This window comes from Xaviernesmea oryzae (assembly GCF_900109605.1).
In the GTDB taxonomy this organism is placed as follows: Bacteria; Pseudomonadota; Alphaproteobacteria; order Rhizobiales; family Rhizobiaceae; genus Xaviernesmea; species Xaviernesmea oryzae.
The window spans coordinates 146,898-164,696 of sequence record NZ_FOAM01000012.1; the positions used below are offsets into that span (position 1 = coordinate 146,898).

The window sequence follows — 17,799 nt, forward strand, 5'->3', positions numbered from 1 at the left end:
TGCTGGATAGGGGCGCTAAGCGATCGTCTTCGCCTCTTCTCCCCAGCGGTGAGAAGGTGCCGGCAGGCGGATGAGGGGCTGCCAAACCCATAAATCGTGAGCTTTCTATCCTGTGGAATCAATTTTCGTCAGGCGGCTTGTCACGATCGAACGCCGCAGGGTGCAGGCCGGGATCGCGCGGGAAGGCGAGGGAGGATGGGGCCTCACCGCTCATCGATGCCGGCCAGTTGTCAAGCATCTGCACATGGGCGAAAACACGAATCGGACGGCATGGGCCGTGAACGGCGGGGACGCAGCGCAATGACAAAGACCGGGACAGGCCCCTTCGTGGTGGCCGTGGCCAACCGCAAGGGGGGCACGGGCAAGACCACGACGTCAGCCAATCTTGCCGCCGGCTTTGCGCGGGCCGGCCTTTCGACGCTTCTGGTGGACATGGACAGCCAGGGCCATGCGGGCCTTGCCTTCGATGTCAGCGCCGCCAAAGGCGAGCCGACCGTGCACCGGATTTTCACCGAGGGACCGCAGGCGCTCGCCGCCGCCATTCGCCGGACGCCGCCCGAGCGCGGCTGGCCGGATGTGGTGCCGGCCGATACGTTCAGCCCGCATCCCCCTGGCGATGCCGCGCCGGGCCTGCTTGCCGAGGCGCTGGCCGTGCCCGAGGTGGCGGCGCGCTACCGCGTGGTGGTGATCGACACGGCGCCCGCGCTCGATCCGCTGATGGTCACCGCGCTATCGGCCGCACAGGCTGTGGTCATTCCCTTCGTGCCGCATCCGCTGGCGGTGGAAGGCGTGCGCCAATTCGCCCGCGTCTTCTTCTCCATCCGGCTCGGCCAGAATCCGGGGCTGAAGCATGTGGCGCTGCTGCCGGTCATGGCCAATCCGCATTTTCTCCTGCATCGGCGGATGATCGAGGCGCTGACCGGCGAGTTCGGAGCCGAGCGCATTGCCGGGCTGATCCGCACCGATATCCGCTTGGCCGACGCCTTCTTCCATCGCCGGCCGATCTTCGACCATGCGCCCGCCGGCCATGGCGCGCGCGATTACGAAGCGCTGGTGCGCCATCTGGCCGAGAGCTGGCACCTTTCCCCGTCGGCCGCAGGCAGCGGCCGCGGGATGGCTGCGGATCAGAACAGCTCGATCTTCGGAACCGCCGCCGCGCCGCCGGCATCGGCCTGGCCCATCGCGGTTCGATGATCCTGGCGCTGGTTTTCCATCACATAGGCGCCTGACATCGCTTCCAGCCTCTGGGCGAGCGTCTCGAACTCCGCCGCACAGGCGCCGTCTTCCAGCGAATCGCCGACAAGGCGCATATGCGTGTCCACCTCGCTCGACATGCTGATCAGCTGCTCGATCTGCTGGCGGACAATGTCCTGGAACTGGATGCTGCCCATCATCGCCATGATCGGCGCGCCGATCTTCTCGTTTTCCGCCTCCACACGGCTTAAGACCTGGCGCTGATGCGACAAAAGCGTGCCGAGATTGCCGGATAGCGCGCCGATCGCCTCGGAGATGTCGTCCATCGCCTCGTGTTCGGATTGCTCGCGCCGCTCGGCCTGATGCAGGATCTCGCTTGCGACCGAGTCCATCAGTGACGAGACCTTGGCATGCACGTCATGGGCAAGCTGCTGCACCTCGGCGGCGAGATTGCGGATCTCATGGCCGATGACGGCAAAGCCCTTGCCGAGATCGCCGACCCTTGCCGCCTCGATCGAGACATTGAGCGAAAGCATGGTGGTCTGCTTGGCCACGCGGTGCACCCGATCGAGCACCTCCAGCACGGAGCCGGTCTCCTCGGCGAAGCGCTGGCGATGGGACAGGGCATCTTCCGCCGCCGCGCGCTGCTGCTCCACCAGATTGGTCAGCATCTGGCGCGACTGGCTCAGCCTCTGCTCGATCTCGCGAATGCTCGCTTCCGCGCCGCCGTCATTACCGGCCGTCTGGATGAACTGCAGCAGGTTGGTGATGCGCCCGTCGACATCCATCAGCTGTGTCAGCAGCGTCTGCGCGGCACCCTCGCTGACCTGGATGACCGAGCCCAGCTGCCGGTTCAACAGATCGACATAGACGGGGAAGCTTTCGAGCTCGGCCCTGGCGATGGCCCGCTGCGGCGCATCGGCAACAGCCACTGACGCCGCGGTCACGGACGAGATCGCCGAGGTCGGAAACGGCGTGACGTTTGCGGGAGGGCCGGCAGGCGCGGGCTGGACCACTGAAAGAGCCGGTGCGCGAGCGCCCCGGTCCCTTGCCGGATGCCCGTTGCTTGCCAGGTCGCGCGGCCGCTGCGCCCTTGCCACGGCCCAGCCGAGAAGCGCGCAGCCGAGGCCGGCGATCGGCGTGCCGAAAGGGTTTGGCAGGCCGAGCCAGCCGAGACAGGCCACGGCTGCGCCGGCGGCGGCCGCTATGATCGGCCCCCGTTGGGAGAAAGAAAGACGCATTGTGTGGACCAGCCTCAGGCAGCCTGTGAAACGAGCTGGCGAACGACCTGGAGCAGCGCGGGCGGCTCGACCGGCTTGACCAGCCATCCGGTGGCGCCTGCGGCCTTGGCGGCGCTACGTTTGTCCTGCTGAGAGTCCGTGGTCAGAACCAGCATCGGCGTGAAGCGCGTGGCCGGCAGGCGGCGCAGCTTGGCGATGAGATCGACGCCATGCATGCCCGGCATGTGATAGTCGGTGATGACGAGCGCGGGTGCGAGCCCGCCCATCACCTTGTCAATGGCGCTCTGGCCGTCCGGCGCCGTTACGAAAGCCAGGCCGGCCTTTCCCAGGATGCTCGTCAGACTTGCCAGCATGGTCGCGGAATCATCCACTAATAAGATCGGTTTCATCATCGTTTCCCTTGCCTGCACGAAAAATCCATGGTGCCGAGCGCCGCGGGAAGCTGGCAGGCCCGACTTCCTTCCTCAAAGGCTCGCGGTCATCCCTCCGCACGGGATCATTTCAGCCTGCAGTGATTTAAGATTTTCACACCGGAGCGAGAGTGGCCGTCGGGTTTTTGCACCCAGGATAGAATCCTGCGTCCGGGGCAATTTCGTCCGCCGAACGGCCGTGCCGGCGCGCATGCATGCCCCGACAAGCGCATCATGCACCTTTGGCGCGGCAGGCAGGGGAGGGGCGAAACTGCGTTTGAGAAGCGAAATGCGGGAGAGCGAGGGGCCGGCGACGCGTGGCCGGGCGGAGCCTGTTCAGGCCGGATTGGGCAGGTCTGCCAGAGCGGCGCGCACGGGCGCTGCGGCAGCACGGGCGGGATCGCCGGGTTCGATGGCCGCTTTCAGCCGATCCAGCAGGCCATAGCCCGCCGTCCAGCGGCCATAGCCGCTGGCAATGTTGATATGGCCGGCCCGCCCGAGGGTCTGGAGCCCGGCATCCCATGCCTGCGCGGTACGGCGCAGGCGGTCGAGCGGCATATAGGGATCGTCGAGGCTGCCGACGACGAGGGTGGGGAAGGGCAGGGGCTGGCGCGGCATGGCGCCGAAGAGGATGGTATCCGGGTGCAGGGCCTCGGCGGTTTCGAGATCGCAGGGGGCGACGAGCAGAGCGCCGCGCACGCGCGCCCTCAAGGGCCGTTCGGCGAGCTTCGCGGCCAGCACGCAGCCGAGACTGTGCGCCACCAGCCAGACATCGCATGGCTGCGCGGCAATGGCCTCTTCCAGCCGCGCCAGCCAGGCGGCAAGATGCGGATGGTCCCAATCCGCCTGCTCGACCACGCGGCTATCGGCCCTGTCGCGCGCCCAATGGCGCTGCCAATGCGCCTCCGGCGAGCCGAACAGGCCGGGAAGGATCAGGGTGTTTTGACAAGGCAGAGTTGACGACATTTCCAGAGCCTCCTTCAGCGCCAGATGCCCGGCCATGATGCCTGCCGCCCGGCGCGCCGGTAAGGAAGAAGCGCTTAAGACGAGGAAAATCCGTAGATTATTTTGCTCTCATGTGAGCCCTTGCGATCATTGCGCGCCCTTGAGGCCTGGGTGAGGAGCAAGGCGTGGGCTTGAGGGCATGTAGGGCGGCCTGCGACGTAACGCGCTCAGCCATCCGCCGGACTGAGACACAGCGAGGCTGTCTCGGGCATCGTACCGGCGGTCGGGATCATAAGGACGAGACGCAACGATGTCGCGGCTCGTACCCGGTCGGTTGCCCGCATGCACAGGAGGTGGCCAGTCCGCAAAAACTCCGCGTCATGTGCAGTCATATGAACCGGCTCGAGACGCCCCGCGCGTGACGCGCAGGGCGCGCACCTTCAGCTCCAGGCATGCAGCGGCGGCTTTTCGCCGTTGAGGAAATAATTGCCGAGGATGGCATATTTCCAGCGCACGGGGTCGTGGAGGGTGTGGGTGCGGGCATTGCGCCAGTGGCGGTCGAGCTGATGTTCGGCCAGCGTCGAGCGGGTGCCGGCCAGCTCGAACAGCTTGTTGGTGGCGGCAATGGCGATCTCGGTGGAGAGGACCTTGGCCTCGGCCGTGACGATCTGCGCCTCGGCCACGGTGTCGGCATTGGGCGTGGCGATGGCGCGGTCGATGGCATAGCCGGCCTTTTCCAGAAGCGCCTGGGCGGCATGCAGCCGCAGGGTGAGGTCGCCTACGGCCTGGATCGTGTAAGGGTCCTGCCAGGCATGTTCCAGCCCGCTGTCCACCCAGGCGCGGCTCTTCGTGCGCACGAAGGCAATGGTCTCGTCGATGGCGGCCTGGGCAATGCCGGTATCGATGGCCACCTGGATGATCTGGAAGATGGCGCCATCGGCCGTCGGCACCTCATAGCCCTTGTAGCCGGGTACGAGATGGGTTTTCGGCACCTTCACATCCTTGAGGATGACCGTTCCCGACAGCGTCGTGCGCTGGCCGAAGGAGGACCAGTCGTCGATGACGGTGAGGCCCTCGGCGTCGCGCTCGGCGATCGCATACCAGGCACGGCCCTGATCATCCAGCGCAACAATCGGCACGAGATGGGCGAGAAGCGCGCCGGACGAGTAGAATTTCTGGCCGTTGACGACGACGTGGTCGCCATGATCGGTGAAGCGCGTTTCGAAATCCACCGCCCGCTTCGAGCCGAATTCGGAGAAAGCATTGCCGAAGCGGGTGCCCCGGCGCACCTCGCCGAACAGCAGCCGCTGCTGCGCCTCGTCCGAGACGGTGCGGATGGCGGCAACCACGCCCAGGTGGTTCTGGGCGATCTGGCCGATGGAGCTGTCGGCGGCCGAAATGATCTCGATCACCTTGGCCAGCGTTGCATAGGAGACCTCCGGTCCGCCGAAGCGTTTGGGGACATTGATCGACCAGAGACCGCTCTGGGAAAACTGGTCGAGCTCGCGCACCGGCCAGATGCGCTCGCGGTCACGGATGGCGGCGCCGGGAGCGAAGTCCGCCGCCAGCTTCTTGGCGACCGCGATCGCCTCGGCATCATCCTTGATGATATGGGCCGGCTCCGACGGGCGGGGCACGGCGGGCACGCCGCGGTCGGTATCGCGCGTCTTCAGCTGGGAAAGCGTCATGGGATCACTCCTTGTCGATGGTTGGCGTCGATGGTTGGCCCGTTCGATGAATGGTCGGGATCAGGCGGGAAGGGGTGCTGAGACGGCCGGCGCGGCGGCCGGCTTCTGGCCGAGATAGAAAGCGCGGATATCGTCCCGGGCCTTGAGCGCGCCGGCATCGCCCGAGAGCACGCTTGCACCATGCTCCAGGATCACCGCCCGGTCGGCATAAGTGAGCGCGATCGCCGAATTCTGCTCGGCCACCAGGATGGACAGGCCATCCTCGCTGTTGAGCCGTTTCAGCGCGCGGAAAATATCCTGCACCACCAGGGGCGCCAGGCCCATGGAGGGCTCGTCCAGCACCAGAAGCTTCGGCCGCGCCATCAGCGCCCGGCCGATCGCCGTCATTTGCTGTTCGCCGCCGGAGGTGAGGCCGGAGATCGCGCGTCGGCGGGCCGCGAGCTTGGGAAACCAGGCATAGACCCGATCGAGATCGGCGGCGATCTCGGCCCGGCTGGCGCCGCGCCCCAGCCCGCCAGTCAGCAGATTGTCCTCCACGCTCAGCGTCTTGAAACAGTGGCGGCCCTCCAGCACCTGCACCAGGCCCGCGCGCAGCAGGGCGGCAGGGCTGCGCGTCAGCGTGCTCTCACCCTGATAGAGCACGGAGCCCGCCGTGACCTGCCCGCGCACAGCCGGCAGCAGGTTGGAAATCGCCTTCAGCACCGTGCTCTTGCCAGCGCCATTGGCCCCCAGCACGGCCAGGATCTCGCCGCGCGAGAGCGTGAAGGAAACGTCCTCCAGCGCGGTGATGGCATTGGCATAGCGGGCCTTCAGCCCCTCGACGGACAGGATGATGTCACCCATGATGTTCTCGTTTCGCGGTTGCTTGGCTCGGTTGCTGGATTGTCTGCAGCCTCCCGCGCCATGGGAGGCTGCCCTGTCGGAGCGTGCTGTTGGAACGGGCAATTTCACGTGCCTGAGACTCCCCTCATCTGCCTGCCGGCATCTTCTCCCCGTTGGGGAGAAGAGACGACGCGGCGGTCGTTCGACGCCGGCTTAGGCCGATGTTTGGGGCACAAGCCTCCTCTCCCCTCGGGGAGAGGGTAGGGGGAGGGGGATTGCCGCAGCGGCCGCTCTTATGCCGAACGGCCATCCCGCCCCCGCCCCGCACGCACAACCTCAGTTGGTCACGCCTTCCGCATCCGCCGCGGTGCGCAGCTTGATGCCCTTTTCGGCGGCATAGGCCTCGGACGATTTCTCGATGATCGGGCGCAGCAGCGCCCAGTCCGGGGCGATCCAGTCGGAAACGACCTTCCACTTCGTGCCGTCCCATTGCTGGAAGGTGACGTAGCCATTGCCCTCGTGATTGTCCCAAGTGACGTTGATCGAGTGGAACAGGTCCTTGGCGCCCAGCGCCTCGACGCGGGCTGGGTCGAGCTGCAGGTGCTCGAAGCCCCAGCGCACCTCGTCGCCGGTCAGCGTGCGCTTACCGAACTTTGCCTGGGCGATGCGGATCGCCTCGACATTGAGGATGCCATTGACGATGCCGAGATTGTGGTAGACCGAGCCGATGCGCTTCTTGTCTTCCAGATTGCCCTTGCCCTGGTCGTAGAGCGTCTTGACGATCTCCTTGACCACGGGATAGTCGGCGCCGGAGGCCTGGGTGGTGATCGCGGTATAGCCCTTGGCGGCCTCGCCGGCGGGGATCACGTCCTCCTCCGAATTCGACCAGACATTGCCGATGATGTGATCGACCGGGAAGCCGGTCTTGGCCGCCGTCTTCAGCGCCACCGGGTTCATCACGCCCCAGCCGCGCAGCACCACATAGTCGGGCTTGGCGCGGCGGATGGTCAGCCATTGGCTCTGCTGCTCGTTGCCGGGATGCGGCACCTCGATTTGCTGCAGCGTAAACCCGTATTTCTGCGCCAGCAGCTCATAGATCGGGATGGTTTCCTTGCCATAGGGCGAGCCGTGATAGAGCACGACGATCTTCTTGCCCTTCAGCTTCTCCAGCCCACCTTCCTTGGAGGCGATGTAGTTCACGATGCCGGAGGTCTCGCTGTAGGGGTTGAGCAGCAGCGGGAAAACGTAAGGGAAGACGCGGCCATCGGTGGAATCGGTGCGGCCGTGATTGATGGTGATCAGCGGCACCTTGTCGGCGGTGATCCGGTCGATCATCGCATAGGCGATGCCGACGGACAGCGGGTTCCAGGCGGCGATGCCCTGGTGGCTCTTCAGCCGCTCATAGGCCTCGACGCCACGCTCGACCTCGTACTGCGTTTCGGCCTCCGACCAGGTGAGCTTGACGCCGTTCACCCCGCCGTCGCGAGTGTTGATCAGGTTGAGATAATCGATGAAGCCGCCGAAAAAGCCGGTGCCGCCGGCGGCATAGGGGCCGACGCGGTAGCTCTGGAGTGGAAAATGCTGCTCGTCGGCCAGCGCCTGACGGGTGAAGGCGGGCAGCGAGAGGGCGGCAAGCGCAATGCCGGCGGCGAGCGCGGCCGTTTTCAGGCGGGTATGCAAGGTCATGTCAGGTCATGCTCCATGGTTCGGCGGGCGGGCGGCCAGCCGGGTGATTTCAGGGTGGGGTGACGAAGCGGCCTTCGCGGGCTGCCGCGTCCTGTTTCGGGGGTGCGCGAGCGCCTAAAGCCTCATGCGGGACGCGAACCCGGCTGCAGGCGTCGCCTGAGCCTGTCCCAGAGGGCGACGAGCCCATCCGGCTCCAGGATCAGGAAGAGGATGATCAGCGCGCCCAGCACGATGCGCTGGGTCATGTCGAGCACGCCGGAATCGAAGACATCGCCGAGCAACAGTGATCCCAGCCGCGAGAGGATGAGCGGGAAGACCACGATCAGCGCCGCGCCGAAAAAGGCACCGCGCAGCGAGGCGAGCCCGCCGATGATGACGATGAACAGGATCTGGAAGGAGCGGTCGAGATTGAAGCCGGCCGGCTCCACAGTGCGCAGATAGGCAAAGGCCCAGAGCGCGCCGGCCACCCCGATGATGAAGGAGGAGAGCGCGAAGGCCAAAAGCTTGGTGCGCAGCACGGGAATGCCGATGATACGCGCCGCCGTTTCATTGTCGCGCACGGCGATGAAATTGCGCCCGGTTTCCGATTGCACGAGCCGGGCGGCGAGGAAGGTCAGCACCGTGACGACGACAAGCGCGAAGAGATAGCGCCCGGCGCCGCCTTCGAAAGTGAGGCCGAACAGGGTCAGCGGCGGCGCGTCGATGACGCCGGAGGCCGATTGGTTGGAAAACCAGCTGAATTTGGTCAGCACCCATTGCACGAAGAATTGCGCGGCGAGCGTGGAGACGGCGAGATAGAAGCCGCGCAGCCTGAGGCTCGGCAGGCCGAAGATCAGGCCGATGGCGGCCGCCGAGACCCCGCCGAGCAGAATGGCGACGGCAAGCGGCAGGCCTTCGACCCGCAGATGGAAATTATAAGCGGCGAAGGCGCCGACGGCCATGAAGGCGGCCGAGCCGAGCGAGACCTGGCCGGCATAGCCGGTCAGGAGATTGAGCCCGACGCCGGCAAGGCTGAGCGCCAGGAAGGGCAGCAGGATGGCCTCGAACAGGTAGCTGTCGCCGATAAAGGGAATGACACCATAGGCGACCACCAGCAGAAGGGCGAGCGGCGCGGCCTTGATCACAGCAGGCGCAAGCGGGCTTGCGGGCAAGAGGGAAGCAGTTGTTTCGGAGGCGGCCACGGTCACACCCTTTCCACGAGCTTCTGGCCGAAGAGGCCGGCGGGACGAATGAGCAGGAAGGCAAGCGCCACGACATAGGCGAACCATCCCTCGATGCCGCCGCCGACGAGATCGCCGAGATAGACTTCGGCGAGCTTCTCCGATGCGCCGATCAGGAGGCCGCCGACAATGGCGCCGAGGATCGAATCGAAGCCGCCGAGCACCAGCACCGGCAGTGCTTTCAGCACCACCAGCGACAGCGAGAACTGCACGCCGAGCCGCGCGCCCCAGAGCAGGCCGGCGACCAGCGCCACCAGGCCTGCCGCCGCCCAGACGCTGGCCCAGATAAAGGGCAGGCGCAGGCCGATGGCCAGCGCTGCGAAGGGATCGTCGGCGACAGCGCGGAAGCCGAGCCCGATGCGGCTATAGCGGAAGAAGGCGGACAGCAGCGCCACCATCAGCGCGGCGGTGGCGGCGGCGAAGAGATCGAACTGGCTGACGAAGACGCCGGCGACATCAAAGGGCAGATCCTCGATGCCGAGATCGAGCCCATGCACCTGCGTGCCCCAGAGAAGCTGGGCCGCGCCCTCGATGATATAGGAGAGGCCGAGGGTCGCCATGAACAGGGTGATCGGCGGCTTGTTGGTGAGCGGCCTCAGCACCGTGCGCTCGATGGCCACGCCGATCAGCACCATCGCCGCGAAGGTGACGAGAAAGGCCAGCGCAAAGGGCAGGCCCCGCTCCACCAGGCTGACGAAGGTGAGGGCTGCGAAGAGCAAGAGCGCCCCTTGGGCGAAGTTCAAGACGCCCGAGGTCTTGTAGATCAGCACGAAGCCGATGGCGACGAGCGAATACATGACGCCGGACAAGAGCCCGCCGACGAGCACCTCGGTGAAGAACGACCAGTCGAAATCCGCCATGGTCAGATCCCCTCGCCATCCTGGTTTTCGGGCGCCACGCCGAGATAGGCGTCGATCACCTTCTGGTCGGCGGCGATCTCGCTTGGGGTGCCATCGGCGATCTTGCGGCCGTAATCGAGCACGGCGATGCGGTCCGACAGCTCCATGACCACGCCGATATCGTGCTCGATCAGAACGACGGTGAGGCCGAAGCGCCGGTGCGCGGCGCGCACGAAGGAGGCGAGCTCATTCTTCTCGGTGGCGGTCATGCCGGCCATCGGCTCGTCCAAGAGCAGAATGCGCGGCCCGGCGGCCAGCGCGCGCGCCAGCTCCACGCGCTTCTGCACACCATAGGGCAGCGTGCCGGCCGGGCGGTCGGCATAGGCATCGAGATGGAAGAAGGCGATCAGCTCTTGCGCGCGCTCCAGCGCCGCCGCGCGCTCGCGCCGGGCCTGCGGCAGGCCGGCGATCTGGGCGAGGAAGGAGGAACGGGTCGAGTAGCTGCGGCCGGCGGTGATATTGTCCAGCGCGCTCAAGCCCTTGAACAAGGCCAGGTTCTGGAAGGTGCGGGCAATGCCGAGCGCCGCCAGCTTCTGCGTCGGCACCGGCCGATGCACCTGCCCGCCAATCGCAACATGGCCGCGCTGGGGGCGATAGACGCCGCAGAGCACGTTGATCAGCGAGCTTTTGCCGGCGCCGTTCGGGCCGATGATCGCCCGGATCTCGCCCGGCGCAACCTTAAGATCGACGCCGTCAAGCGCGACGACGCCGCCGAAGGAGAGACCGATATTCACCAGTTCGAGCGCGGGGGCGTGTGCCGCCGGCTCCACCGACTTTGTCCGCCCATCCTCTGCTCGCAGAAGACGGTCCCTGAGACTGCCAGGCGCGCGCAGGCTCTCGGCTTCCAGCTCCAGAAGCTCGGCGGCCAGGCTGTGATGGGGGAAGCCGGCAAAGGCATGGACGGTTGGAAACATGGCGGCGGATCACCTTGATCAAGGGAAGGCGGCAAAGAGGGCTCCGCCCTGCATTCAAGCCATAAGGAGCCCGTCGCGATCCCGCTTGCGGGATCGCGTTGGATGAGAAACGCCGGCACGGTCGGGTTTCGAAGGATGTCATTTTCCGGGGGCCAAGGTCCCCTCACCCTGCCCTCTCCCCGAGGGGAGAGGAGGCCAGTGCCACAAGCGGTCGTCTTCAATCGGGTCGGGCGGCTGAGACATTCTTCCCGGCTGCGCAGGGAGGAGGCGAGCGCCGTCTCCCCATTTGGATGCCGGGAGGCCTTCAGCGGCCCTGTGAAGACCGGAGGCGACAGACGGCCTATTCGGCGGCGATCGGGGTTTCGGCCTCGGCCTGTTCCAGCGCACGCACCAGCGGAATGACATGCTCGCCGAAATAGGCGACCTCCTCCTGGAAATGCAGGAAGCCGAGCAGGATCAGGTCGGCGCCGGCGCGCTTCAGCGCCACCACCCGCTCGGCCACCTGGCGCGGCGTGCCGATCAGGTTGGAGCGGAAGCCGTCATTATACTGAACGAGATCCTCGAAGCTCGATTTCGCCCAATTGCCTTCGCCCTCGGGCGAGGCCTTGCCGGCATTCTTCACCTCATGGCCGAAGGCATTGACGGCCTCCGGATTGGCCTTGTCGATGATCTCGGCCAGAACCGCGCGGGCTTCTTCCTCCGTCTCGCGGACGATGGCGAAGGCATTGACGCCGATCTTGACCGAATGGCCGTTTTCGCGCGCCTTGGCGCGGATATCGTTGACCTGTTTGGCGATCTCTTCGGGCGTATTGCCATTGGTGAAATACCAGTCGGAGACACGCGCCGCCATGTCGCGCGCCGCCCGCGACGAGCCGCCCTGGAAGATTTCCGGCTGCGGATCGATCGGCTTCGGCTTCAGGGAATAGTTGGAGAAGCGGTAGAAATCGCCCCGGAAGGTGAAGCTGTCCTCGGTCCAGATGCCGCGCAGCGCCCGGATGAACTCTTCCGAGCGGCGGTAGCGCTCGTCGTGATCGAGCCAGGGCTCGCCGATGGCCTGGAACTCGCCCCGGAACCAACCCGATACGATGTTGACGGCGATGCGCCCGTTCGTCAGATGATTGATGGTGGCGATCTGCTTGGCGGCGAGCGCCGGGTTCCAGGGCCCCGGCAGCAGGGCGGCGATCACCTTGAGCTTGCTGGTCGATTCCAGGAGCGCATGGCTGAAGGAGACGGACTCGTGCTGGAACTCCGCGCCATAGCCGGCGGTGAACCGGATCTGGCTCAGCGCATAGTCGAAGCCGTTTGCCTCTGCAATCTGCGCCAGTTTGCGGTTATAGTCGATCGTCCAGTCGGTGCGCTGCTCGATGTTGGAGATGACGAGGCCGCCGGATACGTTCGGCACCCAATAGGCGAATTTCAGCGCGTCCTGCGTGGTCTCGGTCATCGTCGTCTCCCTGTTGAAACATGGATAGCCGCATGCGGCCAAGGCATAATCTATATCATCTACAGACTTTGTGCTTTTTCGAACAAAGCGATGCTCATTTGCGCTGCCGCAGAGAAAATTCTCCTCCGCCGAAATGGCGCTGTTGGAAATAAAGAAATCGCTTACCTGCAGCGGCCGCGCCTTCGAGCGCAGCCCCTGGCAGGGCCGGCCGGCCCGCGTCAGGTGCGGCCACCAAGCTCATCGTCATATGAAAATAAAAATCATTAGACATGGAACATATGTTCGACCCCGGCGTTTAAGGGCATTACGACGGGGGCAATTGCATGCTGAACATCGACAAGCTGGAGCGGGACCGCGACGATCTCCTGGAGATCATCGACGCCTATACACGGCAGGAATTCACCAACACCGCCAGCTTCATGGAGACATTTCGCAATGTCCTCTGCCATCTGCAGCGGCTGAACGAGGTCGAGCGCGAGCTGTCCGAGCGTGTCTTGCGCATGGGGTGAGCGCGGTCGTCCGCCATGCTGCAAACGGATAGAGGCCCGCAGACGGCATGGGGAGATGCCTCATCGGGCCTTCACGGCGTGTTCGGCACAGGCGCGATATGCGCCTGTGCCTTCGAGGCGCGTGCGCCGTTTCGCCCTCACGCATGCCGTCAGGCCGTGCGGCTTCTGGCCGTGCGGGCGATCAAGGTCAGCGAGGCGGCGAGAAGCGCTGCGAGCGCGGCGAAGAGATAGACGCCGGCCGGTCCCTGCCCATTGATGATCATGCCGCCCAGTACCGCGCCGGAGGAAATGGCGATCTGGAACGCCACCAGCACTGCCGCGCCCGCGCCTTCGGCCTCGTCGCCGGCATTGCGGCTGATATAGGCCTGAACACTGACCGGAAAGGCCCCGAAGGCCAGGCCCCAGGTGGCCAGCGCCGCCATCGTCACGCCGGGCCATGCGCCGACCAGACCCAGCGCCAGCACCGAGGCCGAGATCACCAGCGCCGCCAGGCTCATGGCCAGCCGCGCACTGCGCTCGGCCAGAAAGCCGCCGACGAGATTGCCGAGAAAGCCCGCAATGCCGAACACCAGGAGTGCACCGGCGATCGCCTCGACATCGTAATGCGGCACCTGCTCCAGATAGGGGCGGATATAGGTGAAGCCAGAAAAATGGGCGGTGACGGCCAGCAGGATGGTGGCGAGCCCCAGCCGGATGGCCGGACGCCGGATCACGCGGGCAATGGTGGCAAGGCTGGTGGCGCCCGTCGATGGCAGAGCGGGAACGGTGACGGCTTGGGCGAGGAAGGCGACGCCGCCGATGGCCGCCGCCAGGAGAAAGGCCCAGCGCCAGCCAAGCGTTGCGCCGATCCAGGCGCCAAGCGGCGCGGCGCAGACCGTGGCGAGCGACACGCCGGACATGATGATCGCCATGGCGCGTGGCATCAGCCGCTCGGGCGCCAGCCGCATGGCCAGCGACAGCGACATGGCCCAGAAGCCGCCGAGCCCGATGCCGAGCAGCACCCGGGCAAGAAGCAGCACGGGAAGGCTTTGGGCAAAGCCCGCGATCAGGCTGGAGGCGACAAGCAGCCCGGTGAGCCAGAGCAGCACGATGCGCCGGTCGAGCCGGCCCGTGCCGACGACCACGGCCGGTCCGGCAATGCCGCCGATCACCGCCGTCATCGTCACCGACTGGCCGGCGGCCGCAAGGCTGACACCGAGATCGGCGGACATGGGGGTCAGCAGGCTCGCCGGCAGGAATTCCGCCGTGACAAGACCGAAGACGCCGAGCGCCAGCGAGAACACGGCGCCCCAGTAAGCGGGCCGCTCTGCGTCCGGATGGTGTTCCGGGTAGAGTGAGACAGGATTGTTCATTTCCGACTCCTGAAATAATCTGAGCGGACGCTATGCCTGTTCTTCCGGCGTTTCTATGCTAGGATATCCATAAAGCAATGCAGAAACGCCAAATCGCACTGCGCCTCACGCGCAACGCATGGCGCCTCTGCGCTGCGGGATGCGAGCATCCGGCACGCACCGAGCCGGAGCCGCATGCGCCGATCCGTCGATGAAGCCGGTGATGGGGACAGGCCGGCGCGGCCGGTTGGGAGGGATGTCATGGATGATGCCTTGAGCGAGATCCTGCGCGGGCTGCGGCTGGATGGGGTGGAATATGGCCGCTGCCAGCCTTCCGCGCCCTGGGCCACGGCCTATCCGCCGCAGGCGCAGGCGCAGTTTCACTTTCTGGCCGGCGGTGCCGCCTGGCTGAAGACGCCGCAGGGCGAGTGGTTGGAGCTTGCCGCCGGCGATGCTGTGCTCCTGCCCCGGGGGGATGCCCATGTGCTGGCCAGCGCCCCTGATGTCACCCCCGTGGCGGTCGGCGATCTGCGCAAGCGGCAGGTCTGCGATGGCATCGTCGATCTGCAATGCGCCTGCGCCGACGCGCGCAACCTTCTGTTCTTCGCCGTCATGCGCTTCAATGTCGACCCGCGCCACCCGCTCTTGCAACTGATGCCGCCGCTGATGCTCACGAGCGATCTTGCCGGCAGCGAGCCGGCGATCCCGGCTCTTCTGGCGGCGATGATGCGCGAGGTGGAGATGCAGCGCGTCGGCTCCGGCGGCATTCTCGCCCGGCTCGCCGATGTGCTGACCGCCACGATCATCCGCGCCTGGGTGGAGCATGGCTGCGGCGCAGCCACCGGCTGGCTGGCGGCGGTGCGCAATCCCGAGATCGGCCGCGTGCTGGCGGCCATTCATCTGGAGCCGGAGCGCGACTGGAGCGTGCCGGAACTGGCACGGCTGATGGGCGCCTCACGCTCCGGCTTCGCCCAGCGCTTCGTCGACGTCGTCGGCGAAACGCCGGCGCGCTACATTGCCCGCATGCGCATGCACCAGGCGCATCAATGGCTGCGCGACGGCCAGCGCGTCGCCTCGGTCGCCAATCGGCTCGGCTACGAGTCCGAGGCCTCCTTCAGCCGCGCCTTCCGCAAGATCATCGGCATGCCGCCCAGCCATCTGCGCGCCGGGCGGCAGGCCGCGGAAGTGGTCCCCGCCTGACAGTGGCAGGCCCGACCTCCCAGGCATCGGCTTCGGCGTTCGAGAAAACGCATGCGTCCGTGGGCGTAGGTTTGGTCTTGCGGTCAAAATTTGGATACGTGAAATTTATCTTATTCTTAATATAAGCGTGTTTTTGTCATAAACAACCTGGAGTTAACGCTGCCAGAATCTCGGGCGCCGTCTTTTCGTGCTCGTCTGCACGCCTTCGTGCCTTGAGCGGCTCCGCTGGAGCCGTGAGGTCGATTGCGTAAGACTATATGCACATTAATCGGCGATGCAGCGGCGTCTTCAGAGCATAACCCTTTGATGAAGGACCGGCCATGCTTTCCTCGATCAAGATCAGCGTCAAGATTGTCGCGCTCGTCGTCATGATGGGCCTGGTGGCGATCGCGACCGCCATCTATGCCGCCCATGTCCTCGGTGTGTCCGATGCCAGCTATCAGGAGCTTCTGCAGACGGATTCGGAAGCGCGGGTGGCGCTTGCCCGGGCGAACCGAAATCTCAACCGCATGGGCTATGCGCTCTACCGCACGACGGCTTACGCAGGCGCGTCGCAAGAGGCGCGGGATGCTGCGGCGATCGTCGAAAGCTCCTTTGCCGAGGCTTTGGCGAAACTCGACATCGCCAGCCAGCTGACGCCGGAGAACACGCAGACCATCGAGGAGATCAAGCGCGGCATGACGTCGGTCAAAAGCAAGATCGACACGTCGATCAAGCTGGGCCTGGCCGATGAAAACGACAAGGCGCAGGCTTACAATATCGAGGTCGACGCGGCCATCGTCGAGCTGAACAAGAAGCTGACCGACCTCGTCGATCTTGCCGGCACCCGGGTCGAGGCGCAGACCCATGACATTGCCGATGGCACGCACAGCGCCAGCTTGACCATGATGCTCGGCGGCCTGCTGGCCATCGTGCTCGGCGTCAGCCTGTCTCTCTTCGTGGCCAGCAAAGGCATCACCGGCCCGCTCGACCGGCTGCGCCTGCGCATGGCGGCGCTGGCATCGGGCAATTCGGAGGCTGCGGTCGACGGGCTGACGCGCGGCGACGAGATCGGCGCCATGGCGCAGGCGGTGGAGGTCTTCCGCCAGAACGCCATCGACCAGACCCGCCTGGAGCGCGAGAGCGCCCGCCAGCGCACACTGTCGGACGAGGAGCGCGCCGAGCGCGAGGCGCAGAAGATGCGCGAGGCCGCCGACATCCAGTTCGCGGTGGACAATCTGGCCGCTGCCCTCGCGAAACTCGCCCAGGGCGATGTCGCCTATCGCATCGATGCGGCCTTTATCGGCACGCTCGACGGCGTTCGCCATGATTTCAACCGCTCGGCCGAAACGCTGCAGGCCGCACTGCGGACCGTGGCGGAGAATGCACGCGGCATCGACAGTGGCGCCAACGAAATCCGCGGCGCCGCCGACGATCTGGCTCGGCGCACCGAGCAGCAGGCCGCCGCCGTCGAGGAAACCGCCGCGGCCCTCGAACAGATCACCACGACGGTGCGCGACGCATCGCGCCGGGCCCGCGAGGCAGGCGAACTCGTCAGCCGGGCCAAGGCCGGCGCTGAGCAGTCGGGCGAGGTGGTGCGCGAGGCGACCCGCGCGATGGAGCAGATCGCCCAGTCCGCCAACGAGATCTCCTCGATCATCGGCGTGATCGACGAAATCGCCTTCCAGACCAATCTTCTGGCGCTGAATGCCGGGGTTGAGGCCGCGCGCGCCGGCGAGGCCGGCAAGGGCTTTGCGGTTGTCGCCCAGGAGGTGCGCGAGCTCGCCCAGCGCTCGGCCAAGGCTGCCAAGGAGATCAAGGCGCTGATCAACACCTCCAACACCCAGGTGGCCCAGGGTGTGAAGCTTGTCGGCGATACCGGGCAGGCGCTGCATGTGATCGTCGACGAGGTGCAGGAGATCAACCGGCACGTGGCCGCCATCGTCGAGTCCGCGCAGGAACAATCCTCCGGGCTGCAGCAGATCAACATGGCGGTCAACCAGCTGGACCAGGACACGCAGAAAAACGCCGCCATGGTGGAGGAAACCACCGCCGCCAGCCATAAGATGGCCGAGGAGGCCGCCTCGCTGAACCAGTTGATCGCCGCCTTCAAACTGTCCGGAGGCTCCAGCGCCCACATTGGCAGCGTCGCATCCGTCGCGAGGCCGGCGCCCGCCGCCTACCGCCCGGCCGAGGCGCCGCGCAAGCCCGCTGCCTCGCCCGTGCACGCGCTCGGCCGTAAGATCGCCTCCGCCTTTTCCGGCAATGCCGCGCTCGAAACCAGCAAGGACGCGTGGCAGGAATTCTGATCGGTCGC

Annotated in this window: 16 protein-coding genes; 4 read left to right on the plus strand and 12 right to left on the minus strand. The window is 65.9% G+C overall.

All coding sequences use genetic code 11. The annotated features are described in order from the left end of the window. Positions 1-300 precede the first annotated feature (300 nt). Entirely contained in the window at positions 301-1,194 is an 894-nt protein-coding gene (locus BMX61_RS15990) for a ParA family protein (RefSeq protein WP_075626103.1), read from the plus strand. On the opposite strand, the gene BMX61_RS15995 is transcribed toward BMX61_RS15990, so the two are convergent. The 11 genes from BMX61_RS15995 to BMX61_RS24740 all read right to left on the minus strand — a co-directional run bounded on the left by BMX61_RS15995 (position 1,125) and on the right by BMX61_RS24740 (position 12,734). Next, positions 1,125-2,435, minus strand: coding sequence for a methyl-accepting chemotaxis protein (locus BMX61_RS15995; RefSeq protein WP_075626102.1), 1,311 nt, complete (start codon positions 2,433-2,435; stop codon positions 1,125-1,127). The genes BMX61_RS15990 and BMX61_RS15995 overlap by 70 nt on opposite strands. 14 nt (positions 2,436-2,449) lie before the next feature. Further along, entirely contained in the window at positions 2,450-2,827 is a 378-nt protein-coding gene (locus BMX61_RS16000; protein WP_075626101.1) for a response regulator, read from the minus strand. A 354-nt stretch (positions 2,828-3,181) separates the two neighbouring features. Further along, a complete protein-coding gene (locus BMX61_RS16005; protein WP_075626206.1) occupies positions 3,182-3,811 on the minus strand; it encodes an RBBP9/YdeN family alpha/beta hydrolase in 630 nt (209 codons plus the stop codon). 419 nt (positions 3,812-4,230) lie between these two features. Further along, complete coding sequence (locus BMX61_RS16010) at positions 4,231-5,478, minus strand: SfnB family sulfur acquisition oxidoreductase (protein ID WP_075626100.1); 1,248 nt, start codon at positions 5,476-5,478, stop codon at positions 4,231-4,233. A gap of 60 nt (positions 5,479-5,538) precedes the next feature. Beyond that, positions 5,539-6,321 (minus strand): ABC transporter ATP-binding protein, encoded by a 783-nt coding sequence (locus BMX61_RS16015; RefSeq protein WP_407703780.1) that lies wholly within the window; start codon positions 6,319-6,321, stop codon positions 5,539-5,541. 315 nt (positions 6,322-6,636) lie between these two features. Continuing rightward, on the minus strand, positions 6,637-7,986 hold the full coding sequence (locus BMX61_RS16020; RefSeq protein WP_075626099.1) for an ABC transporter substrate-binding protein: 1,350 nt from the start codon (positions 7,984-7,986) through the stop codon (positions 6,637-6,639). Between the two features lie 122 nt (positions 7,987-8,108). Beyond that, positions 8,109-9,110: a branched-chain amino acid ABC transporter permease gene (locus BMX61_RS16025; RefSeq protein WP_075626204.1), complete on the minus strand. Its 1,002-nt coding sequence runs from the start codon at positions 9,108-9,110 to the stop codon at positions 8,109-8,111. A gap of 59 nt (positions 9,111-9,169) precedes the next feature. Then, positions 9,170-10,066 (minus strand): branched-chain amino acid ABC transporter permease, encoded by an 897-nt coding sequence (locus BMX61_RS16030; protein WP_075626098.1) that lies wholly within the window; start codon positions 10,064-10,066, stop codon positions 9,170-9,172. A gap of 2 nt (positions 10,067-10,068) precedes the next feature. Then, positions 10,069-11,019, minus strand: coding sequence for an ABC transporter ATP-binding protein (locus BMX61_RS16035; protein ID WP_083639260.1), 951 nt, complete (start codon positions 11,017-11,019; stop codon positions 10,069-10,071). A 340-nt stretch (positions 11,020-11,359) separates the two neighbouring features. Then, the gene (gene sfnG, locus BMX61_RS16040) at positions 11,360-12,463 is read right to left on the minus strand and encodes a dimethylsulfone monooxygenase SfnG (RefSeq protein WP_075626097.1); all 1,104 of its coding nucleotides are present in this window, start codon (positions 12,461-12,463) and stop codon (positions 11,360-11,362) included. A 94-nt stretch (positions 12,464-12,557) separates the two neighbouring features. After that, positions 12,558-12,734, minus strand: coding sequence for a hypothetical protein (locus BMX61_RS24740; RefSeq protein WP_170854958.1), 177 nt, complete (start codon positions 12,732-12,734; stop codon positions 12,558-12,560). 52 nt (positions 12,735-12,786) lie between these two features. Between BMX61_RS24740 and BMX61_RS16045 the strand changes: the two genes are divergently transcribed. Further along, entirely contained in the window at positions 12,787-12,972 is a 186-nt protein-coding gene (locus BMX61_RS16045) for a hypothetical protein (RefSeq protein ID WP_075626096.1), read from the plus strand. A gap of 149 nt (positions 12,973-13,121) precedes the next feature. On the opposite strand, the gene BMX61_RS16050 is transcribed toward BMX61_RS16045, so the two are convergent. Next, complete coding sequence (locus BMX61_RS16050; RefSeq protein WP_075626095.1) at positions 13,122-14,324, minus strand: MFS transporter; 1,203 nt, start codon at positions 14,322-14,324, stop codon at positions 13,122-13,124. Positions 14,325-14,564: 240 nt separating this feature from the next. Here BMX61_RS16050 and BMX61_RS16055 point away from each other — a divergent pair, with 240 nt between their 5' ends. Beyond that, a complete protein-coding gene (locus BMX61_RS16055; RefSeq protein WP_075626094.1) occupies positions 14,565-15,503 on the plus strand; it encodes an AraC family transcriptional regulator in 939 nt (312 codons plus the stop codon). Positions 15,504-15,823: 320 nt separating this feature from the next. Further along, positions 15,824-17,791, plus strand: coding sequence for a methyl-accepting chemotaxis protein (locus BMX61_RS16060; RefSeq protein ID WP_075626093.1), 1,968 nt, complete (start codon positions 15,824-15,826; stop codon positions 17,789-17,791). The last annotated feature ends 8 nt before the right edge of the window (positions 17,792-17,799 follow it).